At 69.7% G+C, this 23623-nt stretch carries 21 protein-coding genes; 14 read left to right on the top strand and 7 right to left on the bottom strand.

Annotation, left to right across the window (positions count from 1 at the left end):
* Nucleotides 1-271: 271 nt before the first annotated feature.
* Nucleotides 272-1048 carry an enoyl-CoA hydratase gene (locus ASD93_RS11815; RefSeq protein WP_056124454.1) on the top strand — a complete coding sequence of 259 codons (777 nt, stop codon included), beginning with the start codon at nucleotides 272-274 and terminating at the stop codon, nucleotides 1046-1048.
* A 132-nt stretch (nucleotides 1049-1180) separates the two neighbouring features.
* Here the strand turns inward: ASD93_RS11815 and ASD93_RS11810 are convergent, their stop codons facing one another.
* Nucleotides 1181-1717, bottom strand: coding sequence for a MarR family winged helix-turn-helix transcriptional regulator (locus tag ASD93_RS11810; protein WP_056122654.1), 537 nt, complete (start codon nucleotides 1715-1717; stop codon nucleotides 1181-1183).
* 180 nt (nucleotides 1718-1897) lie between these two features.
* On the opposite strand from ASD93_RS11810, the gene ASD93_RS11805 reads away from it, so the two are divergent.
* Genes ASD93_RS11805 through ASD93_RS11795 form a run of 3 tightly spaced genes read left to right on the top strand, consistent with a single transcriptional unit; the run spans nucleotide 1898 to nucleotide 5580 of the window.
* Nucleotides 1898-2674: an electron transfer flavoprotein subunit beta/FixA family protein gene (locus ASD93_RS11805; RefSeq protein ID WP_056122651.1), complete on the top strand. Its 777-nt coding sequence runs from the start codon at nucleotides 1898-1900 to the stop codon at nucleotides 2672-2674.
* 11 nt (nucleotides 2675-2685) lie between these two features.
* Nucleotides 2686-3651: an electron transfer flavoprotein subunit alpha/FixB family protein gene (locus tag ASD93_RS11800; protein ID WP_056122648.1), complete on the top strand. Its 966-nt coding sequence runs from the start codon at nucleotides 2686-2688 to the stop codon at nucleotides 3649-3651.
* 6 nt (nucleotides 3652-3657) lie between these two features.
* On the top strand, nucleotides 3658-5580 hold the full coding sequence (locus ASD93_RS11795) for a cytochrome b/b6 domain-containing protein (RefSeq protein WP_082569304.1): 1923 nt from the start codon (nucleotides 3658-3660) through the stop codon (nucleotides 5578-5580).
* Between the two features lie 448 nt (nucleotides 5581-6028).
* On the opposite strand, the gene ASD93_RS11790 is transcribed toward ASD93_RS11795, so the two are convergent.
* Nucleotides 6029-6835, bottom strand: coding sequence for a coenzyme F420-0:L-glutamate ligase (locus ASD93_RS11790; RefSeq protein ID WP_268777959.1), 807 nt, complete (start codon nucleotides 6833-6835; stop codon nucleotides 6029-6031).
* 16 nt (nucleotides 6836-6851) lie between these two features.
* Complete coding sequence (locus tag ASD93_RS11785) at nucleotides 6852-7358, bottom strand: GNAT family N-acetyltransferase (RefSeq protein ID WP_056122644.1); 507 nt, start codon at nucleotides 7356-7358, stop codon at nucleotides 6852-6854.
* Nucleotides 7359-7510: 152 nt separating this feature from the next.
* On the opposite strand from ASD93_RS11785, the gene ASD93_RS11780 reads away from it, so the two are divergent.
* Nucleotides 7511-8071, top strand: coding sequence for an acyl-CoA thioesterase (locus tag ASD93_RS11780; protein WP_056122641.1), 561 nt, complete (start codon nucleotides 7511-7513; stop codon nucleotides 8069-8071).
* 4 nt (nucleotides 8072-8075) lie between these two features.
* Here ASD93_RS11780 and ASD93_RS11775 read toward each other — a convergent pair whose 3' ends face one another.
* Nucleotides 8076-8393: a hypothetical protein gene (locus tag ASD93_RS11775; protein WP_056122638.1), complete on the bottom strand. Its 318-nt coding sequence runs from the start codon at nucleotides 8391-8393 to the stop codon at nucleotides 8076-8078.
* 127 nt (nucleotides 8394-8520) lie between these two features.
* Here ASD93_RS11775 and ASD93_RS11770 point away from each other — a divergent pair, with 127 nt between their 5' ends.
* Complete coding sequence (locus ASD93_RS11770) at nucleotides 8521-9285, top strand: EAL domain-containing protein (protein ID WP_056122635.1); 765 nt, start codon at nucleotides 8521-8523, stop codon at nucleotides 9283-9285.
* A gap of 10 nt (nucleotides 9286-9295) precedes the next feature.
* Here the strand turns inward: ASD93_RS11770 and ASD93_RS11765 are convergent, their stop codons facing one another.
* On the bottom strand, nucleotides 9296-9544 hold the full coding sequence (locus ASD93_RS11765; RefSeq protein WP_056122632.1) for a hypothetical protein: 249 nt from the start codon (nucleotides 9542-9544) through the stop codon (nucleotides 9296-9298).
* 50 nt (nucleotides 9545-9594) lie between these two features.
* Here ASD93_RS11765 and ASD93_RS11760 point away from each other — a divergent pair, with 50 nt between their 5' ends.
* Both ASD93_RS11760 and ASD93_RS11755 read left to right on the top strand, forming a co-directional pair.
* A complete protein-coding gene (locus tag ASD93_RS11760) occupies nucleotides 9595-9900 on the top strand; it encodes a hypothetical protein (protein WP_056122629.1) in 306 nt (101 codons plus the stop codon).
* Between the two features lie 156 nt (nucleotides 9901-10056).
* Nucleotides 10057-10569 carry a hypothetical protein gene (locus ASD93_RS11755; protein WP_056122625.1) on the top strand — a complete coding sequence of 171 codons (513 nt, stop codon included), beginning with the start codon at nucleotides 10057-10059 and terminating at the stop codon, nucleotides 10567-10569.
* A gap of 9 nt (nucleotides 10570-10578) precedes the next feature.
* Here the strand turns inward: ASD93_RS11755 and ASD93_RS11750 are convergent, their stop codons facing one another.
* On the bottom strand, nucleotides 10579-11991 hold the full coding sequence (locus tag ASD93_RS11750; protein WP_056122622.1) for a collagen-binding domain-containing protein: 1413 nt from the start codon (nucleotides 11989-11991) through the stop codon (nucleotides 10579-10581).
* Nucleotides 11992-12052: 61 nt separating this feature from the next.
* Between ASD93_RS11750 and ASD93_RS11745 the strand changes: the two genes are divergently transcribed.
* Nucleotides 12053-15850, top strand: a complete 3798-nt coding sequence (locus tag ASD93_RS11745; protein ID WP_056122620.1) for a proline dehydrogenase family protein — start codon at nucleotides 12053-12055, stop codon at nucleotides 15848-15850.
* Nucleotides 15851-15995: 145 nt separating this feature from the next.
* On the opposite strand, the gene ASD93_RS11740 is transcribed toward ASD93_RS11745, so the two are convergent.
* Nucleotides 15996-17036 carry a LacI family DNA-binding transcriptional regulator gene (locus ASD93_RS11740; RefSeq protein ID WP_056122617.1) on the bottom strand — a complete coding sequence of 347 codons (1041 nt, stop codon included), beginning with the start codon at nucleotides 17034-17036 and terminating at the stop codon, nucleotides 15996-15998.
* Between the two features lie 263 nt (nucleotides 17037-17299).
* On the opposite strand from ASD93_RS11740, the gene ASD93_RS11735 reads away from it, so the two are divergent.
* From ASD93_RS11735 to ASD93_RS11715, 5 genes are all read left to right on the top strand, one after another.
* Nucleotides 17300-18664 (top strand): ABC transporter substrate-binding protein, encoded by a 1365-nt coding sequence (locus ASD93_RS11735; RefSeq protein ID WP_056122614.1) that lies wholly within the window; start codon nucleotides 17300-17302, stop codon nucleotides 18662-18664.
* A gap of 73 nt (nucleotides 18665-18737) precedes the next feature.
* Complete coding sequence (locus tag ASD93_RS11730) at nucleotides 18738-19667, top strand: carbohydrate ABC transporter permease (RefSeq protein WP_056122611.1); 930 nt, start codon at nucleotides 18738-18740, stop codon at nucleotides 19665-19667.
* On the top strand, nucleotides 19664-20590 hold the full coding sequence (locus tag ASD93_RS11725; protein WP_056122609.1) for a carbohydrate ABC transporter permease: 927 nt from the start codon (nucleotides 19664-19666) through the stop codon (nucleotides 20588-20590). Before ASD93_RS11730 ends, ASD93_RS11725 begins: the two co-directional genes overlap by 4 nt.
* Nucleotides 20591-20639: 49 nt before the next feature.
* The gene (locus tag ASD93_RS11720; protein ID WP_056122606.1) at nucleotides 20640-22151 is read left to right on the top strand and encodes an alpha-N-arabinofuranosidase; all 1512 of its coding nucleotides are present in this window, start codon (nucleotides 20640-20642) and stop codon (nucleotides 22149-22151) included.
* 21 nt (nucleotides 22152-22172) lie between these two features.
* Complete coding sequence (locus ASD93_RS11715) at nucleotides 22173-23555, top strand: glycoside hydrolase family 5 protein (protein ID WP_056122603.1); 1383 nt, start codon at nucleotides 22173-22175, stop codon at nucleotides 23553-23555.
* The last annotated feature ends 68 nt before the right edge of the window (nucleotides 23556-23623 follow it).

Here is a 23623-nt window from a genome sequence, read left to right as displayed (position 1 = left end):
CCTTGAGGCGGCGCAGGATGTCGCCGATCTCCTCGCGACCCGAGTCGAGCTTGCCCGACATCGCTTCCATCTCACCGTACGAAGCCTTGAAATCCGCCATGATCCATCCCCTTCGGAAACGTTGTGGTCCGCCCTGCGGCGCCGTCCTCACGCTAATCGAATCCCCGCGAATGGCACATGGGGAGGATTCCCCATGCGGGACCCGCCGCCGCGAGCGGCAGCCGCCGCCTACGATCGAGGTGCTGCGATGACGCCGAACTCCGGGAGAGCCATGACCGAATACGAGACGATCCTCGTCGAGACGCGCGGCCGCGTCGGCTGGATCACCCTCAACCGCCCGGAAGCGCTCAATGCGCTCAACACGCAGACCATGAAGGATGTCGTGGCCGCGGCATCCGCCTTCGATGCGGACGAAGGCATCGGAGCGATCGTGCTCACAGGATCGGAGCGCGCGTTCGCCGCCGGCGCCGACATCAAGGAGATGGAGGCGAAATCCGGCCTCGAGATGCTGATGGCCGACCACTTCGGCGGCTGGGCGCAGTTCGCCGGCGTGCGCACGCCCGTGATCGCCGCGGTCTCCGGCTACGCACTCGGCGGCGGCTGCGAGCTGGCGATGATGTGCGACATCATCCTCGCGGCCGACACCGCGAAGTTCGGGCAGCCCGAGATCAACCTCGGCGTCATTCCGGGCATGGGCGGCTCGCAGCGGCTCATCCGCGCGGTCGGCTATTACAAGGCCGCCGATCTCGTCCTGTCGGGGCGGATGATGGATGCCGCGGAGGCCGAGCGCTCAGGACTCGTCTCGCGCGTCGTCCCGGCAGCCGACCTGCTCGAGGAGGCGGCGAAGCTCGCGGACGGCGTCGCGGCCAAGTCGCTGCCGTCCGTCTACGCGGCCAAGGCCGTGCTGGATGCCGCGATGGAGGTGCCTCTCGCCGAGGGGCTGCGGCTCGAGCGGCACGTGTTCGCGAGCCTCTTCGACACGGCCGACCAGAAGGAGGGCATGGCCGCCTTCCGGGAGAAGCGGTCGCCCGACTTCCAGGGGCGCTGACCCCCCGGCTCCGCGCCGCCCGGTCCCCGTCTCAGCCTCCCGCTCCTGGTTTGGGGCGTGATTCGTCCCTTGGGGCGCATCGGGTCCGCCCCAAAAGGACAGGACGCGCCCCGAACCCCCGACGGGTGCCGATCAGAGCGGGTCGGGTTGCGGCCGCGGGTCGGTGAAGTCGCCGGAGTCCTTGCGGAAGCGGGCGATGATCCGCACGAGCTCCGCGGTGTCGTCCTCGGTCAGGCCGACCTGTTCGAAGACCTCGGTGTTCAGCGCCGTGGTCGCGTCCTCGACCAGGTGGACTCCGGCCGGCGTGATCACGAGCATCGCCGCGCGCCCGTCGATGGGGTGCGGCTCGCGCGAGACCAGCCCGTCCCGGGCGAGGCGGTCGACCGTGTTGGTGACGCTGGTCGGATGCACCTGCAGACGGGCGATCGCGCTGGCCATCGGCATCCGTCCTGCTCTGGTGAAGGCGAGAAGGCGCAGCATCTCGTACCGTGCGAACGACAGGCCGAAGGGCTTCAGGGTCGCGTCGATGCGGGCGAACATGAGCTGCTGCGCGCGGATGACCGAGGTCACGGCGGTCATGCCGGCAGCGGCGGGCTCCCACCCGTGGTCGACCCACTGGCGCTTCGCCTCGGCGATCGGGTCGACCGGGAGTCGTCGGCTGGCAGACACGGGCACCTCCTGGTCCCACCGTAGCGTCTGGCGCTGCGCCGACCCGTGCGTCAGACGGTGTGCGGAGAGGTCTGGGGATCCCCGGATGCGCCGATCGGGGGCGCGTCGAGGGGGGCCTCCTACCGATTGGGTGCACGCCTGGCGGCGCCATAGACTCGTGCGCAGCGTGAGGAGATGGCTATGAAGATCGTCGTCCTGGTCAAGGAAGTCCCGGATACGTACGGAGATCGCAAGCTCAGTCTCGAGACGGGTCTGGCCGACCGCGCGGCGAGTGAGTCCGTGCTGGATGAGATCGGCGAGCGGGCGCTCGAGGTGGCGCTGGCGTATGCCGACAAGAACGCCGGCACCGAGGTGGTGGTGCTGTCGGTGGCTCCGGAGTCCGCGTCGGCGACGGTGCGCAAGGGGCTCGCGATGGGTGCGGCGTCGGCGGTGCAGGTGGTGGACGACGTGCTGCTGGGCGCCGATCTGGGGCTCACGGCGGAGGTGCTCGCGGCGGCGGTGAAGCGTGTCGGCTTCGATCTGGTGATCGCCGGGAATCAGTCGACGGACGGTTCGGGGGGTGTGCTCGGGTCGATGGTCGCGGAGCTGCTCGACGTGCCGGCGGCGACGTATCTGAATTCGGTGGAGATCGCCGAGGGCTCGGTGTCGGGTGCGCGCGGCTCGGATGGTGCGAGCGTGCAGGTGTCGGCGGAGCTGCCGGCGGTGATCTCGATCACGGAGGCGCTTCCGGATGCTCGGTTCCCGAACTTCAAGGGGATCATGGCGGCCAAGAAGAAGCCGTTCGAGACACTGTCGCTGGACGACCTGGACATCGATGCGCACAGCGCCGACGCGTCGCGGTCGATCGTGATCGGGTTGACCGAGAAGCCGCCGCGTGAGGCGGGCATCAAGATCGTCGACGAGGGCGATGCGGGCGAGAAGCTCGCGGAGTTCCTCATCCAGAACCGGCTGGCATAGGGGTGGCTGACATGACGTTCCCGGATGATTCGATCCTCGTCCTGCTGGACGTGACCCCGTCGGGCGCGCTGGCGAAGTCGTCCGCGGGCCTGCTGGGTGCCGCTGCGCAGGTGGGCACGCCGGTCGCGCTCATCGTGGGCGATGCGGCGCTGGCGGCGGATGCCGGTGCGCTGGGTGCGTCGTCGGTGCTGGTGGCGGCTCCCGGCGAGGGTCTCGTGGTCCCGGTCGCCGACGCGCTGGTCGCGGCATCCGACCTGGTTCGACCCGACGCGGTGCTCGTGTCGCACTCCATCGAGGGCCGCGAGGCGGCGGGCCGGTTCGCCGCTCGCACCCGCGCGGGGCTGTGCGTGGATGCCGTGGGCGTCTCGCGCGACGCGGAGGGGGTCGTGGCCCACCATTCCGTCTACGGCGGTGCGTACAACGTCGACGCCGCGGTGACGTGGGGCGCCCCGGTGATCACGGTGCGTCAGGGTGCGGTCGACGCCCGCGCGGAGGCCGTCGCATCTCCGGTGGTGGAGACGCTCGCGGTGACCCCCTCGGGGCGCAAGGCCGCGACCGTGGTGTCGGTCGAGGAGGCCGCGGTGACCTCGTCACGTCCCGAGCTGCGCGGAGCCGCGAAGGTCGTCTCGGGCGGCCGCGGGCTCGGCTCGGGCGAGAAGTTCGCGCTCGTCGACCAGCTCGCCGATGTGCTCGGCGCCGCTGTCGGCGCGTCGCGCGCCGCGGTCGATGCCGGGTACGTGCCGCAGTCGTACCAGGTCGGCCAGACCGGCGTCTCGGTCGCGCCGCGGCTGTACGTCGCGCTGGGGATCTCGGGTGCCATCCAGCACAAGGCCGGCATGCAGACCGCGAAGACGATCGTCGCGATCAACAAGGACGCGGATGCTCCGATCTTCGACATCGCCGACTACGGCGTCGTCGGCGACCTGTTCACCGTCGTGCCGCAGCTGATCGCGGCGCTCGAGGCCAAGAAGGCGTAACCGGGCGTGGCGACCTTCGGACAGGCGATCCGCCGCGGGCTTCCGCGGCGGCCCGGCGGCGAGCCCTGGCCCCCCGCCGGCGACGCGCCCGCGGGCGTCGCGCCTCCGGGCGAGGCCGCGCCCGAGGCTGCCGCCGCGCCCGAGGTCGCGTCCGCCGAGCCCGCTGCCGAGCGAGGCAGTTCCCTGCGACCGCTGCAGAAATCGGAGCAGCACTCGCAGGAAACGACAGCGGTCGCGGAAACGATCCCGGTTGAGGCGGCCGCGGCCGCGTCCGCGTCGGCCGAGGACGTTTCGTCTCACTCCGCTCGCTCAACGACCGGGGCCGGGCGAGCCCTCCGTCGCGGTCTGCCCCGCGTTCCCGGCGGCGAGCCCTGGCCGCCCGCCGGCGACGCCCCCGGCGGCGACGCCCGTGGCGCAGCGGGTGCAGGGGCCGCAGCGGACACGTCGGATGCCGCAGCCGCCGTCGCTTCGGGTGTCGCCGCGGGGATCGCGGCGACTGCTCCGTCCCCGTCGCCGCGCGTGCAGCGCCCGGTTCCCGCTCCGGACCATGTCCCGATCCTCGACGCCGCGGCGGAAGTGTCTGGGGCGCCGAGTGCGCTCGACGCGCCGGCCAGCCCGGCGGGTCAGGCAGGAACCGCGCCCCAAACCCCGGATACCGGGGCGATGCGCCGCGGGCTGCCCCGCGTCGCGGGAGGCGAACCATGGCCCCCGCCGGGCCTGTTCGCCACGCCCACCGCGGCTGAGGCGCTCGAACCCGCGGCGGCCGCAGCATCCGATGGCCCGTTGGTCACCGCGACGAGCGAGCCTCAGACTGCCGTCGCGCAGCCCGCGACGGTCGCGGCCGTGTCCGCGCCCGCGGTCGTCCCGGACTCGCCCGCTGCGCAGGCGCCCCCTGCACCCGCCGCCTCCGGCCCGGACTTCTCCACGCCGTTGCCGTTCCCGCGGACCGTGTGGGCTGGCCAGACGGCCCGCACCCGCCCGCAGCCCAAGCCGGAGCCACAGCGGATCGGCCCGTTCACGCGGCTGCAGTGGGCCGGTGCGGTGATCGTCGGCGGCGCGGGTCTGCTCTACGCGGGCCTGATGGCCGTGTTCGCGGTGCGGTGGCTGCTGAGCACGCAGTGGGGCCTGGACTTCCTCGCCGCGTACCCGGGCGAGTACCACCTGCCCGCGGGGGCGCCGGTCGGGTTCCCGGCGTGGCTGGGATGGCAGCACTTCTTCAACGTGTTCCTGATGGTGCTGATCATCCGCTCCGGACTGCAGGTGCGCACCGAGAAGCGGCCGTCGGTCTTCTGGACCCGTCGTGGCGGTGACGGCAAGCGCAAGATCAGCCTGAACCTGTGGTTCCACCAGTCCCTCGACATCCTCTGGCTCGTGAACGGCGTCATATTCGTCGTGCTGCTCTTCGTCACCGGGCAGTGGATGCGTATCGTCCCCACCTCGTGGGAGGTGTTCCCCAACGCGATCTCCGCGGCGCTGCAGTACGTGTCGCTGGACTGGCCGACCGAGAACGGCTGGGTCAACTACAACGCGCTGCAGCAGCTGGCGTACTTCACCACCGTGTTCATCGCCGCCCCGCTGGCGGCGATCACCGGGGTGCGCATGAGCGGCATCTGGCCCAAGAACGCGGCTGGCCTGAGCAAGGCGTACCCGGTGGAGTGGGCCCGAGCCGTGCACTTCCCGGTGATGCTCTACTTCGTCGCGTTCATCTTCGTCCACGTCGTGCTCGTGTTCGCCACGGGGGCGCTGCGCAACCTCAACCACATGTACGCCGCGCAGGGCTCGGTCGATCCCGACGCGTACGCGATGAACTGGACCGGGTTCTGGATCTTCTCCGCCTCGATACTCGTCATCGTCGCCGCCTGGATCGCCGCCCGTCCCCTCATCCTCGCCCCCATCGCCCGCCTGTTCGGCAAAGTCTCCGGCCGCTGACGCCGCGCCCGGTCAGCATCCTGGCGCCTCGGGTTTGGGGCGCGCACGGTCCGTCGGGGCGCATATCGTCCGCCCCGAGGGACGGATTGCGCCCCGAACCTCGGTGCGCCCCGAACCTCCGCGGGACGTGCCCCTCAGGGTCGACCCGCATCCTGGCGCCTCGGGTTTGGGGCGCGCACGCTCCGTCGGGGCGCATATCGTCCGCCCCAACGAACGAGGTGCGCCCCGAACGCCTCAGTCTCGACGCCCCGCACGTACCGGGTTTGGGGCGCGTCCCGTCTGTCGGGGCGCATATCGTCCGCCCCAACGGCCGGAATGCGCCCCAAACCGCTAGGGACTCGCAGGGTGACGCATGCCGCGTCCGCGACGAACACCCCCGCGAGTCGCCAAGACACGCCGCTGCTCTGCTGGGCCGTCGGCGTGTCTTGGCGACTCGTGAGCGTGGGTGTCAGCGACTGGCAGGGTGAGCGGATGCTGCGCCCGCGGCGAATCCCTCGGCGTAGGCCTCGTCGGCGCCGAGCCGGAACATGTCGCGCTCGAGCGGGCGCACGATCGACCGAGCGCCCGGAAGGTCCAGGGATCCGACGAGGTCGGCCCTGCCCCGCACGACGGCGACCGGCAGGCGCGACGCCTTGCCCTTGACGAGGTCGGCGGCGGACGCGAGCTCGTCGGCGACGCACGGCATCGTCACGACGAGAGGGCGGCCCTCGGCATCCGTCCCTCCGCGCAGGTCCTCGAAGACGTGCACGCCCGCGGCGCCGATGGCGTGATCGGTCTGGCCGTCTCGCCAGGCGCGGCCGAGGGTGTCGGACACGAGCACGCCGACCTGCACGCCGAGCCGCTCGCGCAGGGTCGCGGCGAGGGCGCGGGCCGAGGCATCCGGATCCACCGGCAGGAGGAGGATCGTGCCCTCGGGGGTGTTGGACGCGTCGACGCCGGCGGCGGCCGACACGATCCCGAGGCGGTTCTGCACGATGCGGGTGAGATGGCCGCCCGGCGACTCGCGGGTCGCGACCACCCGTACCGTCTCTGCGGTGATCGCATCCTCGCGGTCGTCGGCGGTGACGAAGCGGCCCTCGGCCTTCGACACGATCTTCGAGGTCACCACGAGGATGTCGCCGTCGGCGAGTTCGCCGGCAGCGGCATCCGCGATCATCGCCGCCAGATCGGCGCCCGAGGCGACCTCGGGGATCCCGGCGAGGGGCCAGACGGTCAGCGGGCGCATCGAGGAGTGCACCTCTTCAGCATCGCGCACCGGACGAGCGCCCGGGTCAGCGGACGAACCGCACCTCGGTGAGCGTCTCGCCCAGGAAGGGCTCGGTGTGCGTGGCGCCGTCGAGCGCGAAGCCGTTGCGCGTGTAGAAGCGGTGGGCGCGCGGGTTGTCGTCGGCGACCCACAGGTAGACCGGCTCGTCGCCGGTCACGACGGCATCGAACAGGCGCTGGCCGATGCCGGTGCCGTGGTACGCGTCGAGGAGGTAGATGAAGTACAGCTCGCGGAACCGGGGAGCGTCCTTGTCGCGCGCCGGCCCGGAGCCCGCGAAGCCGACGATCTCGCCGCCGGCGAGGGCCGCGAACATCTTGAACTCGGGGCCCTGCACGGCCCAGTGCGTCCACAGCTCGGCGAGGCGCTTGGGCGAGACGGCCTCGAGCGCGGCCTTGCTGATGAGGTGGTCGTAGGTCTCGTGCCAGCAGGTGGCGTGGACACGGCCCAGGGCCTCTGCGTCGACGTCTCGCACCGGACGGACGACGATGTCGGTCTGGAGTTCGGCTTCCATGGCCAGACTCTACGCCGGGCCGCTCGGGACGCGAAATCGGCCGATCGGGCGATGGAGCGTTCGCGAATCGGGATGTGGATGCCGCCTCCCGCACTGTCGGAAACCCACAACCGAATGCGCCGCCGGCGTCACGGTCGCTACGATCGCTGGTCGTGAACGTGATCTGGCGCACCATTGTCGTGATGCTGACGGCGCGACGGCGCGTGCGCCGCGAAGGCCGCCTCGGACCGGCCGGGATCAGTCGCATCCGCCTCACCACCCTGCCCACCGACATCGACCTGCTGATGCACATGAACAACGGCCGGTATCTGTCGCTGTTCGACCTCGGCCGGTGGGATCTGCTCGTGCGCACGGGGCTCTGGGACGTGATGAAGACCCGCGGCTGGTACGCGGTCGTATCGAGCGAGACAGTGACCTTCCGCAAGTCGCTCGAGCTGTGGCAGCGGTTCGACATCGAGTCCCGCATGGTCGGGCACGACGACAAGGCGGTCTACCTCGAGCATCGCGCCGTGGTCGGCGGCGAGGTGTACGCCCGGGTCATCGTCCGCGCCCGCATGATGAAGCGCAGCGGCGGCACCCTGTCGCACGAGGAGCTGTTCGGCGCCATCGGCTATCCGGACGGGATCCCGGAGGTCGAGGCGTGGGTGCACGACTGGGCTGCGGCATCCGCTCTTCCGCCGACGCGTGCCGAAGCGCCGAGCGTCTGGAACTGAGGATCTAGCGCGGCGGGAGCGCCGGCTCGACGGGCTCGTCGACGATGGAGAGGCCGGCGGGGGAGTTCGCGGACTTGGTGAGAACCTCGATCCAGGCCGGGTTCAGGCGGGGCTGACGCCCGCCGAAGTACTCGAACACGAGCGGCTGGTGGGGGCTGAGCCACACCGATGTGCGTCCCATCCCGTTGCGCGTCGGGTCGGTCCACGTGAAGGGGAAGTGCTCGCCGCGACGCAGCTTCGCCCAGATCACGACCTGCAGGTGCGCGAGGATCCGGTCGTCGATCGAAACGGTGACCCGCGAGTCGTACGTGAGCGTGCCCATCCCGCAAGCGTATCCGCGCGAGACGCCCGCATGCTCCGCGCTGCCGCAGGGAAGACGCGGAGTATACGCTTTTCGGCCATCTTTGTCGGGTGTTGCGGTGAATCGTGCGCTTGGACAGTCTGACCAGGTGACGACTTCGGCATCGCTGGTGGACGACCTTCGTGAGGCAGTGGCTTCGGGCGGGTTGTCGATCGCCTATCAGCCGCAGTTCGCCCTCGGGCCCGGTGGCGTCTCGTCGGCGCCGGTCGCCGTCGAGGGCCTCTGCCGGTGGACGCGCGGACCAGACGACGAGGTGCCGCCCTCGACCTTCATCCCGATCGCCGAGCGCGCCGATCTGATCGAGGAGATCGACGTGCTCATGCTCGAGCGCGGTGCCGCGCAAGTGGCCGCGTGGCAGCAGGACGGCCATCCCGTCGGGTTGGCGACGAACGCGTCGCCGTCGCACATCACCTTCGACTACGCCGATGCGGTGATCGCCCGGCTGGAGGACCTCTCGATCGACCCGGCCAGCGTCACCATCGAGATCACCGAGTCGCCTTCGCCGCAGCTGCTGCCGGTCATGGACGGGCCCCTGCAGCTCCTGCGCTCGCTCGGACTGGCGATCTCGATCGATGACTTCGGCTCGCGGGACACCACCATCGAGATGGTCGAGGCGCTGCCCATCGACGAGATCAAGATCGATCGGTCGCTGACTCAGCGAGCGGATGCCGCGGCCTCGGACTTCGTCGCCGGTGTCGTCGAGCGTGCCGCGCGCTACGGCTGGCGCGTCCTCGCCGAGGGGATCGAGACGACGGCAGATCTGGAGCGCGCGATCGCGCGCGGGTGCCACCGGGGGCAGGGCTACCTGCTCGGTGCGCCGATGGGCGTCGCCGAGCTCGAGCGCCTGCTCTAGCGGAGGAGCGTCAGAGGATGTCGTCCTCGGCGTCGGCCCCGTCATCCGACGCGGGGTCTCCCACGTCGATCTGCGACCAGGTGACGGGCATCCCGGGCGAGAAGAGGATGTCGATGCCGGGGCCCCCGCGCAGCGGCGGGATGTTGACGTACCCGCCGCCGGACTTGATCGCCTCGAGGATCGCGTTCTTGAGCTCGGTCACGGGCTCGGGGAGGAAGTAGTCGCGTCCATCCACGGTCAGCCGGTTCACGATAGCCATGCGCCCACCCTAGCGGGGCCGGGACGGGCCGGTCCCCGTAGGATCGGAGGATGGGCACCCTCCACTACGGCTCGCCGTCGATCGGCTTCCCTCTCGACGATCGGGTGCTCGCACACCTCGAGCTCGTGATGACGGCGAAGCTCCGCCGGCAGGAGAGCTTCGCGTTCGCCATCGTCGACGAGGAGACCGACGTGCGTCAGGCCGTCTGGATCTCACCGGTGACGACGCTGCGGTTCGAGTACGAGGCGCCGATGCCCGAGATCAACCGTCTGTGGCTGCAGGAGCTCGTCGACACGGCCAACTCCCCCGGGGGTCTGCGCGTCGTGCCCGAGCCCGCTCGGCCCGCCGCGAGCTGACGACCGCCCGACGCCGCTCGTTCGGCCGAGGTTCGGCACGCGGCATCCGATAGCGCACGTGCGCGGGGTGCGCAACCCGTTTGCCGCCGCGGCCGGCTCGGGGTTGCCTGGTGGTGCGGCGTCGGCCGATCGGCCGACGCGCGAAGGAGGCATCTCATGGATACCAGCACTGTCATCTGGATCGTCGTCGGCATCCTGGTCGTCGCGATCCTCGTCGTCGTCGTCGTGATGGTCACGGGTCGGGGTCGCCGGCAGAAGCGCCTCGAGGCGCAGCACGACAAGGCCGAGCAGATCCGGGCGGACGCCCGCGAATCCGAGATCGCGGCGAGGGAGCACGAGGCGCAGGCCGCTCAGGCGCGCGCCGACGCAGCATCGGCTGCTGCCGCCGCCGAGCAGGCCAAGGCCCAGGCAGCGCAGGCGACCCTCGACGCCGACCGTCGCGCCGGCGACATCGACGACCTGCAGGCCGACGCCGAGAAGCATCGTGCCGAGCAGGCCGAGCGCCTGCGCCAGGCGGACGAGGTCGACCCCTACGTCACGGACGGGCGAGCGGATGCCGCGACCGCGGACGACACGCGTGTCGGCGCCGTCCGCGAGGGCGACATGCGCGCCGCTCCCGCGGCGGACGAGCGACCCGCCGCTGGGGATCCGCGCGCCGATCGGGTGTGACCCGGGAGGTCAGGTCCGGCGGCGTCGCAGCACCGCGTCGCCGAGAAGCAGGACACCGCCGCCCACCAGGGCGAGGCCCGCGGCGTACGGAAGCCAGCCGACGCCCTTGCCGCCCGTCGCGGGGAGGTCGGGCTCGTCCGGGGAGAGTGTGGGGGCGATCGTCGGCGTCGGCGTCGGCGTCGGCGTCGGCGTTGGTGTCGGGGTGGGAGTCGGTGTGGGTGTCGGCGTCGGAGTGGGCGTCGGGGTCGGGGTCGGAGTGGGCGTCGGGGTCGGAGTGGGTGTGCCGTCCTCGACGCAGCTGACCTCGGCGGAGAACGGGAAGTCGTGCACCTCGCGGGGGGTCCCCACCGGTTCCACGACGGACAGCCCGTGGATGAATTCCGCCGCGATCACGTTGCCCTCGATGTTCTGCGTGACCTGCCAGTTCAGCACGGCTCTCGGCGCGTACAGCGTGCCCTCGAGCGAGTCGCCGCCGGTCACCACGATCGACGTCGCATCGACGAAGTTCCAGAGGATGAAGGGCGCCTGCGCTCCGCCGATGCCCGCGGTGTTGGGCATCGTCCCCGTGAACGACGCACCGTGGATGTTGACGAGCAGGGGCGTGTCCGCGGCAGGTGCCGCGCCGGCGAACGTGATCTCGGCGAGGTTCTCGAGGTCGTCCGTCGTGATGTCGAGCACGTTCGTCCGATCCGCCACGAGCTCCACACGACCGGCCGCGCCAACGGGGGCGGGAGAGGGGAGGGGCGGGTACGGCGAGTCTCGCGAGGTCAGCTCGAGCGTCGGCGCGCACGATCCGAGCAGCGCCGAGCTCGGCCGGTAGAGCTCGAAGGCGGCCGCGATGTCGATGTAGCCGTCGGGCACCGGCTCCGCGATCGACTCCGGGGACTGCGGCTCTGTGCCCTCGATGTGGGGGTTCGTCTCGTAGTTCCCACCCGGCGGCACGATGCGGAAGTCGCGCAGGGCGCCGTTCTGGTCGGTGTTGAACGCCGCGTACGTGCTGGTGTCGCCGACCTTCGCGTAGCCGTCCTGCAGCACCTTGAGCACGTGCGGCTGCACGGGCCACCGGATGCCGCCCCCGACGTAGAGGAACACCGGGCTGGTCTCGCCCTCCACCGTGAACGTCGGGCGCGAGCTGAAGATGTTGTAAGAGGAGTTGAACGCCAGATCGCCGCCCAGGGCGACGGTGCCCTCGGCCTCATCCGCGTTGAGCTGCGCGTCCCCCTCGACGAAGACGAGGAACTCGCTGTTGGCCGCGTGCCCATCGACCAACTGCCCGAGAGGCCTGGTCACGGGGTTGAATGGGCCGATCGTGTCGCCCGGTGCTGCGACAGCGGGCGCCGAAAAGGCCAGCACGCCGAGGCCGAGTGCGAGCACACCTGCACCCGCGACCCAGCGGGTGCGGTTCGCCGCCGTCGCCCTCATGCATCCACACTCTCACAGTCGTGCGCCGACCGGACGGGCGCGCAGCGCATAGGCTTGTCGCATGGTGACCGACCCTTACCAGGGGGACACCGACCTCACGGCCTCCGGCGATGACCTCGCTTCGCGTGCCGTGGTGCTCGCGCAGCGGTGGATCACCGAGAGCGCAGAGGTCGACGTGGACCCCGCCGCCGAGCGACTGGCCGGCGTTCTCAAAGACCCCAACGGACTTCCCTTCACGATCGGCTTCGTCGACGGCGTGATGCGGCCGGAGAGCCTGACGGCGGCGGCATCCAATCTCAGCCGCGTCGCCCCGCTCGTACCGGAGTTCCTCCCCTGGTACCTTCGCGGCGCTGTGCGCGTCGGCGGCGCCGTCGCGCCCGTGCTCCCCTCGCCGGTGGTGCCGATCGCGCGCCGCGTGCTGCGCGAGATGGTCGGCCACCTCGTGGTGGACGCTCGTCCCGACAAGCTGGGGCCGGCGATCGCGAAGATCCGCGAATCGGGGGCGCGCCTCAACCTCAACCTCCTCGGCGAGGCGGTGCTCGGCGAGCAGGAGGCTCTGCGGCGCCTCGAGGGCATCCATGAGCTGATCCGGCGGCCCGACGTCGACTACGTCTCCGTCAAGGTGTCGGCGATCGCCAGCCACATCTCCATGTGGGCGTTCGACGAGGTCGTCGACAAGGTCGTCGACCGCCTGATGCCGCTCTACCTGACGGCGGCAACCGACGGCACCTTCATCAATCTCGACATGGAGGAGTACCGCGACCTCGACCTGACGATCGCGGTCTTCACGCGCATCCTCGACGATGAGCGGCTGCAGGCTCTCGATGCGGGCATCGTGCTCCAGGCGTACCTCCCCGACGCCCTCCCGGCGCTCGAGCGGCTCACGGAGTGGGCGCAGGGTCGCGTCGCCGCGGGCGGAGCGCGCATCAAGGTGCGGCTCGTCAAGGGAGCGAACCTCGCGATGGAGCGCGTCGACGCCGTCATGCACGACTGGTCGCTGGCGACGTACGACGCCAAGGTCGACTCCGACGCCAACTACGTGCGCTGCCTGCAGGTGGCGCTGCGGCCCGAGAACACCGCCGCGGTGCGCATCGGCGTCGCCGGCCACAACCTGTTCGACATCGCCTACGCGTGGCTGCTCGCGGCCGAGACCGGCGTGCGCGACCCTTCGACAGGCTCAGGGCAGGCATCGGGGGTGCCTGCCGGCAGCCCCGATCTCGAGTTCGAGATGCTGCTCGGCATGGCTCAGGGCCAGGTCGCCGCGGTCGCGCGCGAAGTCGGCCACGTGCTCCTCTACGTCCCCGTCGTCCGCCCCGACGAGTTCGACGTCGCGATCAGCTACCTCGTCCGTCGCCTCGAGGAGAACGCGTCGAGCGACAACTTCCTCTCCGCGGCGTTCGAACTCGCCGACGAGCCCGCGATGTTCGAGCGCGAGCGCGACCGCTTCTTCGCCTCGCTGGACCGCGCCGCCGATCCGTCCCTCCCAACCGGCCCGAACCGCGCGCAGAACCGCGACGCGGCACCCGAGGAGCAGCCCGTCACCCGCGCGCACCTGCGCGGCACCGGCCCGATCGGCGACGATGCCGGACTCACGCAGGCCGTGATCGGCATCGCGCGTTCGGCTGCCGCCGATCCCGCCGAGACCGCCCCGATCGCGCCGTCGGTCGAGGAGCAGCTCTTCGCCGGTGCGGCCTACGTCGAGACCGCGGTCTTCGCACCGCGCCAGACGGCAAGCCCCGCCGCGGGTGCGCCCGGCTTCCGCAACGCCGCCGACACCGACCCCGCGCTCCCCGCCAACCGGGTGTGGGCGCGGCGCATCCTCGGTCGCATCGACGCCTCGAGCGCCGGAGACGCGACCATCGCCGCCGCGCGCATCGACGATGCCGAGGCCCTCGAAGCGGTCGTGAAGACGGTGACGGATGCCGCCGCCCGCTGGGGCGCCCAGCCCGCCGCCGAGCGCGGTGCTGTGCTCGCCGCGGCTGGCCGCGCGCTCGAGGCGCGACGTGGCGAGCTCATCGAGGTGGCCGCCTCCGAGACCGGCAAGATCTTCGCCGAGGCCGACGTCGAGGTGAGCGAGGCCGTCGACTTCGCGAACTACTACGCGGCGACCGCGCGTGAACTCGACAGCGTCAGCGGAGCGGTCTTCGAGCCGGCCCGGCTGACCCTCGTCACCCCGCCGTGGAACTTCCCCGTCGCGATCCCGGCCGGCGGCGTGCTCGCGGCGCTCGCCGCCGGCTCGGGCGTCGTCTTCAAGCCCGCCCCCCAGGCGCGTCGCTGCGCGGCCGTGCTCGCGGAGGCGCTCTGGGAAGCCGGCGTTCCGCGCGACGTGCTCGCCCTCGTCGACATCGACGAAGGCGGACTCGGTCAGGCTCTCGTCTCGCACCCCGCCGTCGACCGCGTGATCCTCACCGGCTCGTTCGAGACCGCCGCGCTGTTCCGCTCGTGGCGCCCGGAGCTTCCGCTCCTGGCCGAGACCAGCGGCAAGAACGCGATGATCGTCATGCCGTCGGCCGACCTCGACCTCGCGGCATCCGATCTCATCAAGAGCGCCTTCGGGCACGCGGGGCAGAAGTGCTCCGCAGCTTCGCTCGCGATCCTCGTCGGGCCGGTGGGGCACTCGAAGCGGTTCGCGCGCCAGCTCGTCGACGCGGCGACGTCGCTGCGCGTGGGCTCGCCCTCCGATCCGCTGTCCGAGGTCGGTCCGGTCGTCGAGCCGCCGAGCGGCAAGCTCGAGTGGGCGCTCACGACCCTCGACGACGACGAGCGCTGGCTCGTCGAGCCGAAGCCGGTCGACGCGGGACCCGAGTTCGCGGGTCGCATGTGGAGTCCCGGCATCCGCACCGGCGTGCGGCCGGGATCGCGCTTCCACCACGAGGAGTTCTTCGGACCCGTGCTCGGGGTCATGCATGCGAACTCGCTCGCACACGCGATCGAACTGCAGAACGCCGTCGCCTACGGCCTCACCGCCGGGCTCTACACCCAGAACCCCGACGACCTCGGGGTGTGGCTGGACCGCGTCGAGGCAGGCAACCTCTACGTCAACCGCGGCATCACGGGCGCCATCGTGCAGCGACAGCCGTTCGGCGGCTGGAAGCGCTCCTCGGTGGGCGCCGGCACGAAGGCCGGCGGCCCGAACTATCTCGTCGGCCTCGGCTCCTGGCGGTCGTCGTCGAGCGGTGCGGCCTCGGCGACGCTGCACCTGCGCGGTCTGGACTCGCGCATCACGACGGTGATCGAGGCCGCCCAGCCCTCCCTCGACTACGAGGCGTTCGAATGGCTGCGCCGCGGTGCTCTGTCCGACGCGATCGCGTGGGATCGCGAGTTCGGTCAGGTCAAGGACGTCTCAGCCCTCGGCGTGGAGCGCAACCTCTTCCGCTACCGTCCGGTGCCGGCCGTGGCACTGCGTGCGACATCCGATGCGACCTGGCAGGCGGTGCTGCGCGTCGTGCTCGCCGGGATCCGTGCCGGTGCTCCGCTCACGCTGAGCGCGCCGACCGGCCTTCCCGCCGCGGTGCGCCGCTCACTGAGCGATCAGGGCGTGACCGTGTTCGTCGAGACCGACGATGAGTGGCTGCAGCGCATTTCCGCTCCGACCGAGGACTTCGTCGCCGCGGCGGCGGGCGAAGCATCCGCTCCCCGTCCTTCGCGCGTGCGGCTCATCGGGCCGCGCGAGTCGGTGGCCGAGGCGCACCGGGCGCTGGCGGTCGCCACCGGGGGCGATCCCGACCTCGCGGTCTACGACGACGAGGTCACCACGGCGGGCCGGCTCGAGCTGCTGCCCTTCCTGCGTGAGCAGTCGATCACGATCACCGCGCACCGGTTCGGCAATCCCGACCGGTGGTCGGAGGACGTGATCTAGCCAGGGCGCGGCGGCCGCTGCGGCAGCGAGAAACAAGGAGACACGCCGTAATCGAGGAGTGGCCGGCGGCCGTACCGCCGATTCTTCCTCGTTTCTTGACGCTGATCCGCCGCCGGTGAGCAGGCGCCGCAGTCCGTGGTGCCGGCTACTCCGCGTCGGCGTCGGCGAAGCCGGTCGACTCGCGCGCCACGATGCGGAACTCGGGCTTGAACGTTTCGGGGGGACGCCGCTCGCCCTTCTCACTGATGCGCTCGATGAGGCGGTCTACCGCGAGTGCCGCGATCTGGGCGCGGCCGATGTCGACGGTGGACATCGAGGGGACGGAGTACCTGCTCTCGTCGATGTTGTCGAAGCCGATCACGGCGACGTCGTCCGGAACGCGCATGCCCTCTTCGCGCAGGGCGCGCAGGACGCCGAGGCCCAGCGTGTCGTTGAGGGCGAACACGGCATCGAAGTCGACGCCCTCCTCCACCATGAGGTGCGTCGCGGCGGCGCCACCGGCGCGATTCCATCGGTGCATCGACGTGGGTCGGACGAGGGCTCGGTCGAGCTCGATGCCGGCTCCTTGCAGGGCGCGCAGATAGCCCTTCAGCCTCAGGCTTGCAGAGCTCGCCTCATCGCCGTGCTCGAGGTCGGCGCCGACGAGGGCGATCCGTCGTCGGCCGATACTCAGCAGGTGCTCGACCGCCGCCTGCGATGACGTCGTGTTGTGCATCGTGACGTGGTCGGTCGGGCCCCCGAAGATGCGCTCGCCGAGAAGCACGAGCGGACCGTCCCCGTCCAGTGCGTGGGCATCCTCCTGGCCGAGGCTGACCGGGCTGAAGAGCATGCCGTCGAGGAAGCGCGGACGGTTCGCGGTGACTGCTCGGAGCTCGGTCTCGCGGTCGCCGCTGGTCTGCTCGACCATGACGCCGAGACCTCGCTTCTCGGCGGCCCGGATCACCTCGTCCGCCAGCTCGGCGAAGTAGTTCTCGCGCAGCGAGGGGACGGCCAGGCCGATGACTCCGGTTCGCCCGGAGCGCAGTCCGCGGGCTGAGAGGTTCGGGCGGTAGGCGAGTTGCTGAATCGCCTCGTTGACGCGGTCGCGAGTGCCCGGTCGCACGTGCGGGTAGTCGTTGATCACATTCGAGACGGTCTTGATCGAGACGCCCGCCACCCGAGCGACGTCGTGCATCGTCGGTCCCATCGGTGCCCCCATCCTCCTGCCGATCACTGCACTCTACTGCGCTCGCCGATGCCGCCGGTGGACCGTCGGCACCCCGACGTTTCGGGCCGCGCCGAGAGAATTCCGGTCCACCCTTGACAGTCGCCGACCGCGATGGAATGGTTTCTACAACGTTGCTCTACAACGTTGTAGATCAGCCCGGATCGGCGCATCTCTCCCTGCGTCAGACCGGTAACGGTCGTGCACCGACGAAGAAGTCAGCAATTACCGAAAGGAAAACTCCAGTGAAGACAAAGCCTGTCCTTGCTGCGGTCACAGCGCTCGCCCTTGCCGGCGCTCTGTCCGCGTGCACCGCCGGAGGCGGCGACGAAAACGGTGGTGGTGGTGGCAACGAAGACGCGAACTGCACGAACTCCATTCCGAAGGAGGACCTGCCGATCGTCACCATGTGGGCCTGGTATCCCAACATGGAGACGGTCGTCGACAACTTCAACGAGGCCAGCGACGACGTCCAGGTCTGCTGGACGAACGCCGGTGCCGGTGGCGACGCGTACGACAAGTTCCAGACGGCCGTCACGGCCGGCAGCGGCGCCCCCGACGTGATGATGGTCGAGGCCGACCGCATCCCGACCTTCCAGGTTCAGGACGCGCTCGTCGACCTGACCGACCTCGGATACGCGGATGTCGAGGCGGACTTCAGCGAAGGTGCCTGGAAGGATGTCTCGGTCGGCGACGCCGTCTACGGCGCTCCTGTCGACGGCGGCCCGATGGGCATGATCTACCGCACCGACATCTTCGAGCAGTACGGCCTCACGGCGCCCACGACGTGGGCCGAGCTCGAGACCACCGCCCAGGCGCTCAAGGATGCGGGCGGACCGGTCTTCGCGAGCTTCGCGGCGAACCAGCCCGCGACCACGACGGCGTACTTCTACGGGAACGGCGCCGAGCCGTTCACCTATGACCCCGCGAACGAGGGCGAGATCGGGATCAACCTCAACAGCCCCGAGATCAAGGAGGTCCTCGACTACTGGGACGGCCTGGTCGACAAGGGACTCGTCGGCACCGAGGACCAGTTCACCCCCGAGTACATCGCGGGTGTGATCGGCGGCGACTACGCCACCTACCTCTCGGCCGCGTGGGCTCCCGGGTACCTCCAGGGCGCGGGCGTCGGCGAGGGAGCGGATGCGGGTGTGTGGGGGGTCGCCCCGATGCCGCAGTGGGATCCGGCCAACCCCATCGCGATCAACTGGGGAGGCTCTGCGTTCGTCGTGAGCAGCCAGGCGGCCGACCCGGAGCTGGCCGCCAAGGTGGCATTCGGGGTCTACGCCGACCAGGCATCGCTGGACGAAGGCTGGCAGCAGCAGATCATCTTCCCGCTGAACGCCAACGTCCTGTCCTCGTCGGAGTTCCAGGACTACGAGGTCCCGTTCTTCAGCGGCCAGCAGGCCAACAAAGAGGTGTACGTGCCCGCCGCGGACGCCTACACCGGCATGACGTACACGCCGCTCGGTCAGTACTACTACACCGCGCTGACGAACCAGATCGCCGCCATCATCGATGGCTCGGCGACCGGCTCCGAAGCTGCCGACGCCCTCCAGGCAGATGTGGTGGCCTACGCCGAGGAGCAGGGGTTCACCGTCGTCGAGTGAGCTGAGCCGGGGGGTCGGTCCGCGTCCGCGCGGACCGGCCCCCGGGTCGACCCTTCACGGACCTGGAGTAATCATGACCACCACGCTCGAAGACGTCGCCATCCCGACGAAGCGCCGCCGGTCGACATCAGCTCGTCAGAACCTGATGGGCTGGCTTTTCGTCGGACCGTTCGGCATCGTCTTCGTCGCCATGCTGATCCTCCCGATCGGCTACGCCCTCTACCTGAGCCTGTTCCAGAAGTCGCTGATCGGCGGCACGAGGTTCGTCGGGCTCGGCAACTACGTCAAAGCCTTCTCCGACCCTTCGTTCCTCGACGGCGTCTGGTTCGTCGTGAGGTTCTCGATCGTGCTGATCCCGCTGCAGATGGCGGTCTCGCTGGCGATCGCGCTCATTCTCGACATCGTCATCACGCGCTACGCGCGCTTCTCGCGGCTCATGATCTTCATGCCGTACGCGATCCCGACCGTGATCGGCGCGCTCATGTGGGGCTTCCTCTACAGCGACAACTTCGGTCCGCTCGCGGAGATCTTCGAATCTTTCGGTCGAGAAGCCCCGGACTTCCTGAGCAGCAGCCTGATCTTCTACGGCCTGCTCAACATCGTGACGTGGCAATGGGCCGGCTACTACATGATCATCCTGTACGCCGCTCTTCAGGGGATCGATCCGACCATGTACGAGGCTGCCCGCATCGACGGCGCCTCGCAGTGGCAGATCGTCCTGCGTCTCAAGATCCCGCTCTTGACGCCCGCTCTGCTGCTGATCCTCGTCTTCGCGCTCATCGGAACGTTGCAGTTCTTCAACGAGCCGCAGATCCTCCAGCAGCTCGCTGCGGGCGCGATCCCGAATGACTTCACCCCGAACATGTACGCATATCAGCAGGCGTTCTCTCTCGCGAACTACAACTACGGTGCGACGATCTCCTTCGCCCTCGGTGCCGTGGTGTTCATCTGCGTGTACATCTTCCTGTTCGCGACCCGCAAGCGAGGGAGCATCACCTCATGAGCGCCACACTGAGCGAGGGCACGAGAGCACGCCGCACGCCCGGGAAGACCATCGAGCGCCGATCGACACCGCGCAAGCCCGGCCGGGTGCCGCTGAACATCGTGCTCGGGCTGCTGATGCTCTACTTCCTCATCCCGTTCTGGTGGCTCATCGTCAACAGCTCGAAGAGCGCGGCAGGCCTGTTCGGCGGGGGCAGCTCGCTCTGGTTCGCCGACGACATCAACTACGTCCAGAACTTCATCGATCTGTTCACTTACGGCGGCGGCATCTACGCGCGCTGGCTGGCCAACTCGGCGTTGTACGCGCTCGTGGGCGGCATCGGCGCAACGGCGCTGGCGGTACTCGCCGGCTACGGACTGGCCAAGTACACCTTCGCCGGCCGGCGCTTCTCGTTCGCGATCCTGCTGGGTGCCGTCATGGTGCCGACGACCGCGCTCGTGATCCCGACCTTCGTGCTGTTCGCGCAGGTGGGCTGGACGAATACGGTCTGGGCGGTGATCGTCCCCACGCTGCTGAACCCGTTCGGTGTCTACCTGATGAACGTCTACGCGCGTGACGCGGTTCCCGACGAGCTTCTGGATGCCGCCCGCGTCGACGGTGCGGGCGAGTTCAGGACCTTCTTCACGGTGGCGCTGCCGCTGCTGCGCCCGGCGATCGTGACCGTGCTGCTGCTGTCGATCGTCTCGTCGTGGAACAACTACTTCCTGCCGCTGGTCATGCTGTCGGACAACCGCCTGTTCCCGGTCACCGTGGGCATCGGCCTCTGGAATTCGACGGCATCCACCTATGGTGCGGCCGGCGGCCAGAGCCTGTGGAGCATCATCGTCCTCGGCTCCCTCGTCTCAGTGATCCCGCTGATCATCGCCTTCCTCACGCTCCAGCGCTACTGGCAGGGCGGGCTTGCGATCGGAAGCCTGAAATGACCCGCGGCCGGCCACGCAACCCTCTCCCGACGCTTCCCGGAAGACCAGAATGATCAGCGCACACCTCACCATCGACCCGCACTTCACCATCGGGCCCATCAACCGGCGACTCTTCGGCTCGTTCGTGGAGCACCTCGGCCGCTGCGTCTACGACGGGATCTACGAACCGGGCCACGAGAGTGCGGACGAGGAGGGGTTCCGCACGGACGTCATCGACCTGGTGCGCGAGCTCGGCGTCTCGACGATCCGCTACCCCGGCGGGAACTTCGTGTCGGGCTACCGGTGGGAGGACGGCGTGGGGCCTCGCGAGTCGCGGCCGCGACGACTGGATCTGGCGTGGCACTCGACCGAGACCAATGAGATCGGCCTCGATGAGTTCACCCGCTGGCTGACCAAGGTCGACAGCGAGCTGATGTACGCGGTGAACCTCGGGACGCGCGGCATCCTGGAGGCGCTCGACGTGCTCGAGTACGCCAACCTGCGCTCGGGCACGCAGTGGTCGGACGGGCGCGTCGCGAACGGCCATCCCGAGCCGCACGGCATCCGGATGTGGTGCCTCGGGAACGAGATGGACGGTCCGTGGCAGCTCGGTCACAGCACGGCGGAGGAGTACGGCCAGCTGGCCGCCAAGACGGCGAGGGCGATGCGGCAGATCGATCCGGATCTCGAGCTCGTGGTCTGTGGGAGCTCGAGTGCCCAGATGCCGACCTTCGGAGACTGGGAGCGCGTGGTGCTCAGTCATACCTACGACGACGTCGACTACATCTCGTGCCACGCCTATTACGAGCCGCTGGGCGACGATTACGGCAGCTTCCTCGCCTCCGGGGTCAACATGGATCGGTTCATCGATGCCGTCGTGGCGACGGCGGACCACGTCAAGGCGGTCCGCCGCAGCGAGAAGACCATCGACATCTCCTTCGACGAGTGGAACGTCTGGTACCAGTCCCGGTTCAACGAGGTCGACAAGATCACCCACCCCACGCACTGGCCGGTGGCGCCCCGCCTGCTCGAGGACTCCTACTCCGTGCTCGATGCCGTCGTCTTCGGGAGCCTTCTGATCTCGCTCATCCGCCACGCCGACCGCGTGACGGCCGCAAGCCTCGCGCAGCTGGTCAACGTCATCGCGCCGATCATGACCGAGCCGGGCGGACCCGCTTGGCGGCAGACCACCTTCTATCCGTTCTCGCTCACCTCGCGCCTGGCGCGCGGGGTCGCGCTGGAGCTGAAGCTCGACAGCCCCACCTACCCGACGGAGCTGTACGGCGACGTCCCGATCGTCGATGCGGTCGCCACGCGCGATGAGGAAGGCGGCGCGACGACGGTGTTCATCGTCAACCGCAGCCTGGCCGAGGAGGTGTCCCTCGAGATCGATGTCCTCTCGCTCGGGCAGATCGCGAGCGCCACGGCACAGACCCTCTCCGATGACGACATCCACGCCGCGAACACCCTGGAAGACCCCGAACGCGTGGCTCCCCGGGTGAACTCCTCCGCTCGCATCGGCGAGGGCGTCATCACCGTCACGCTGCCGCCCGTGTCGTGGACAGTCCTCACCTTCGACTGATCACACCGGGAGGGAGCAAGAATGCCGCAGGACGTGCTCCGCGTCGAGGGGACGCGCATCATGGCGGGCGAGGAGCCCGTGACGCTGAGGGGGTTCGGGCTCGGCGGGTGGATGAACATGGAGAACTTCATCACCGGCTATGCCGGCGCCGAGTCGCAGCAGCGTCGGGCGCTGCGCCGGGTGCTCGGGGACGATGCCTACGATCGCTTCTTCGACCGGTTCATGCACGCGTTCTTCACTGCGGAGGATGCCGCGTTCCTCCGCTCGCTCGGCCTCAACTCGCTGCGCATTCCCTTCAACTACCGGCATTTCGAGAGCGACGACGAGCCGTTCACCGTCCGGGCAGAAGGGTTCCGGCTTCTCGACCAGGTGGTCGAGGCGTGCGCACAGCACGGCATCTACACGATCCTGGACCTGCACGCCGTTCCCGGCGCCCAGAATCAGCACTGGCACAGCGACAACCCGACCCAGTGGGCGCACTTCTGGTCGCAACGGCAGTTCCAGGACCGGGTGGTCCACCTGTGGGAGGCGATCGCCGAGCACTACCGCGGCCACCCCTGGGTCGCCGGCTTCAACCCCGTCAACGAGCCGGCCGACGTGACCGGGAAGGCGATCGGGCCGTTCTACCGCAGACTGGAGGCGGCGGTGCGGTCGGTGGATCCGGACCACATCCTCTTCCTCGACGGGAACCGCTACTCCACGCAGTTCGATCAGCTGGGCGATCCGCTCCCGAACTGCGTCTACACGGCACACGACTACGCGCTCCCGGGCTTCGTCGACGGCGGCCCGTATCCGGGCGTGTCCCGCGGGCAGTACGTCGACCGCGACCGCGTGGAGGAGACCTTCCTCGAACGCACCGCGTACATGCGTGAGACGGGCACGCCGATCTGGGTGGGCGAGTTCGGACCGGTCTACACGGGTGACCCCGCGCGGGACGAGCAGCGCTATCGGCTGCTCGAGGACCACCTCGCCATCTTCGACCGCCACGATGCCAGCTGGGCCCTGTGGACCTACAAGGACATCGGTCTCCAGGGCGTCGTCACCGTGGATCCCGACTCGTCCTACCTGCGGCGCATCGCCCCGGCGCTCGAACGCAAGGCGCGCTTCGGCGTCGACTCCTGGGGTTCGACGGATGCCGGCATCCGCGACATCCTCGAACCCATCGAGCGGCTGTTCGAGCAGGAGTTCCCGGACTTCCAGCCCTACCCCTGGGGTGCTCGCCGCTGGATCCACGGGCACATCCGCCACGTCATGCTCGCCGAGGCGATGGTGGACGAGTTCGCGCGCGCCTTCGACGGCGTCGGACCGGACGAGGCCGAGTCGCTCGCCGACGGGTTCGCCTTCTCCCGATGTCTGATCCGCGAGGAGCTGGCGTCCATCCTCCGACGCGCCGTCTCCGTGTAAATAATTCTTGACACGGCCGCGGCAGCCGACGTACTCTCGTGATGTCAAACATTCTAGACATCGGAGGG

This window comes from Microbacterium sp. Root180 (assembly GCF_001428485.1).
In the GTDB taxonomy this organism is placed as follows: Bacteria; Actinomycetota; Actinomycetes; order Actinomycetales; family Microbacteriaceae; genus Microbacterium.
Note: the sequence above shows the minus strand (reverse complement) of the source record. Positions and strands in the feature narration are given on the sequence as shown.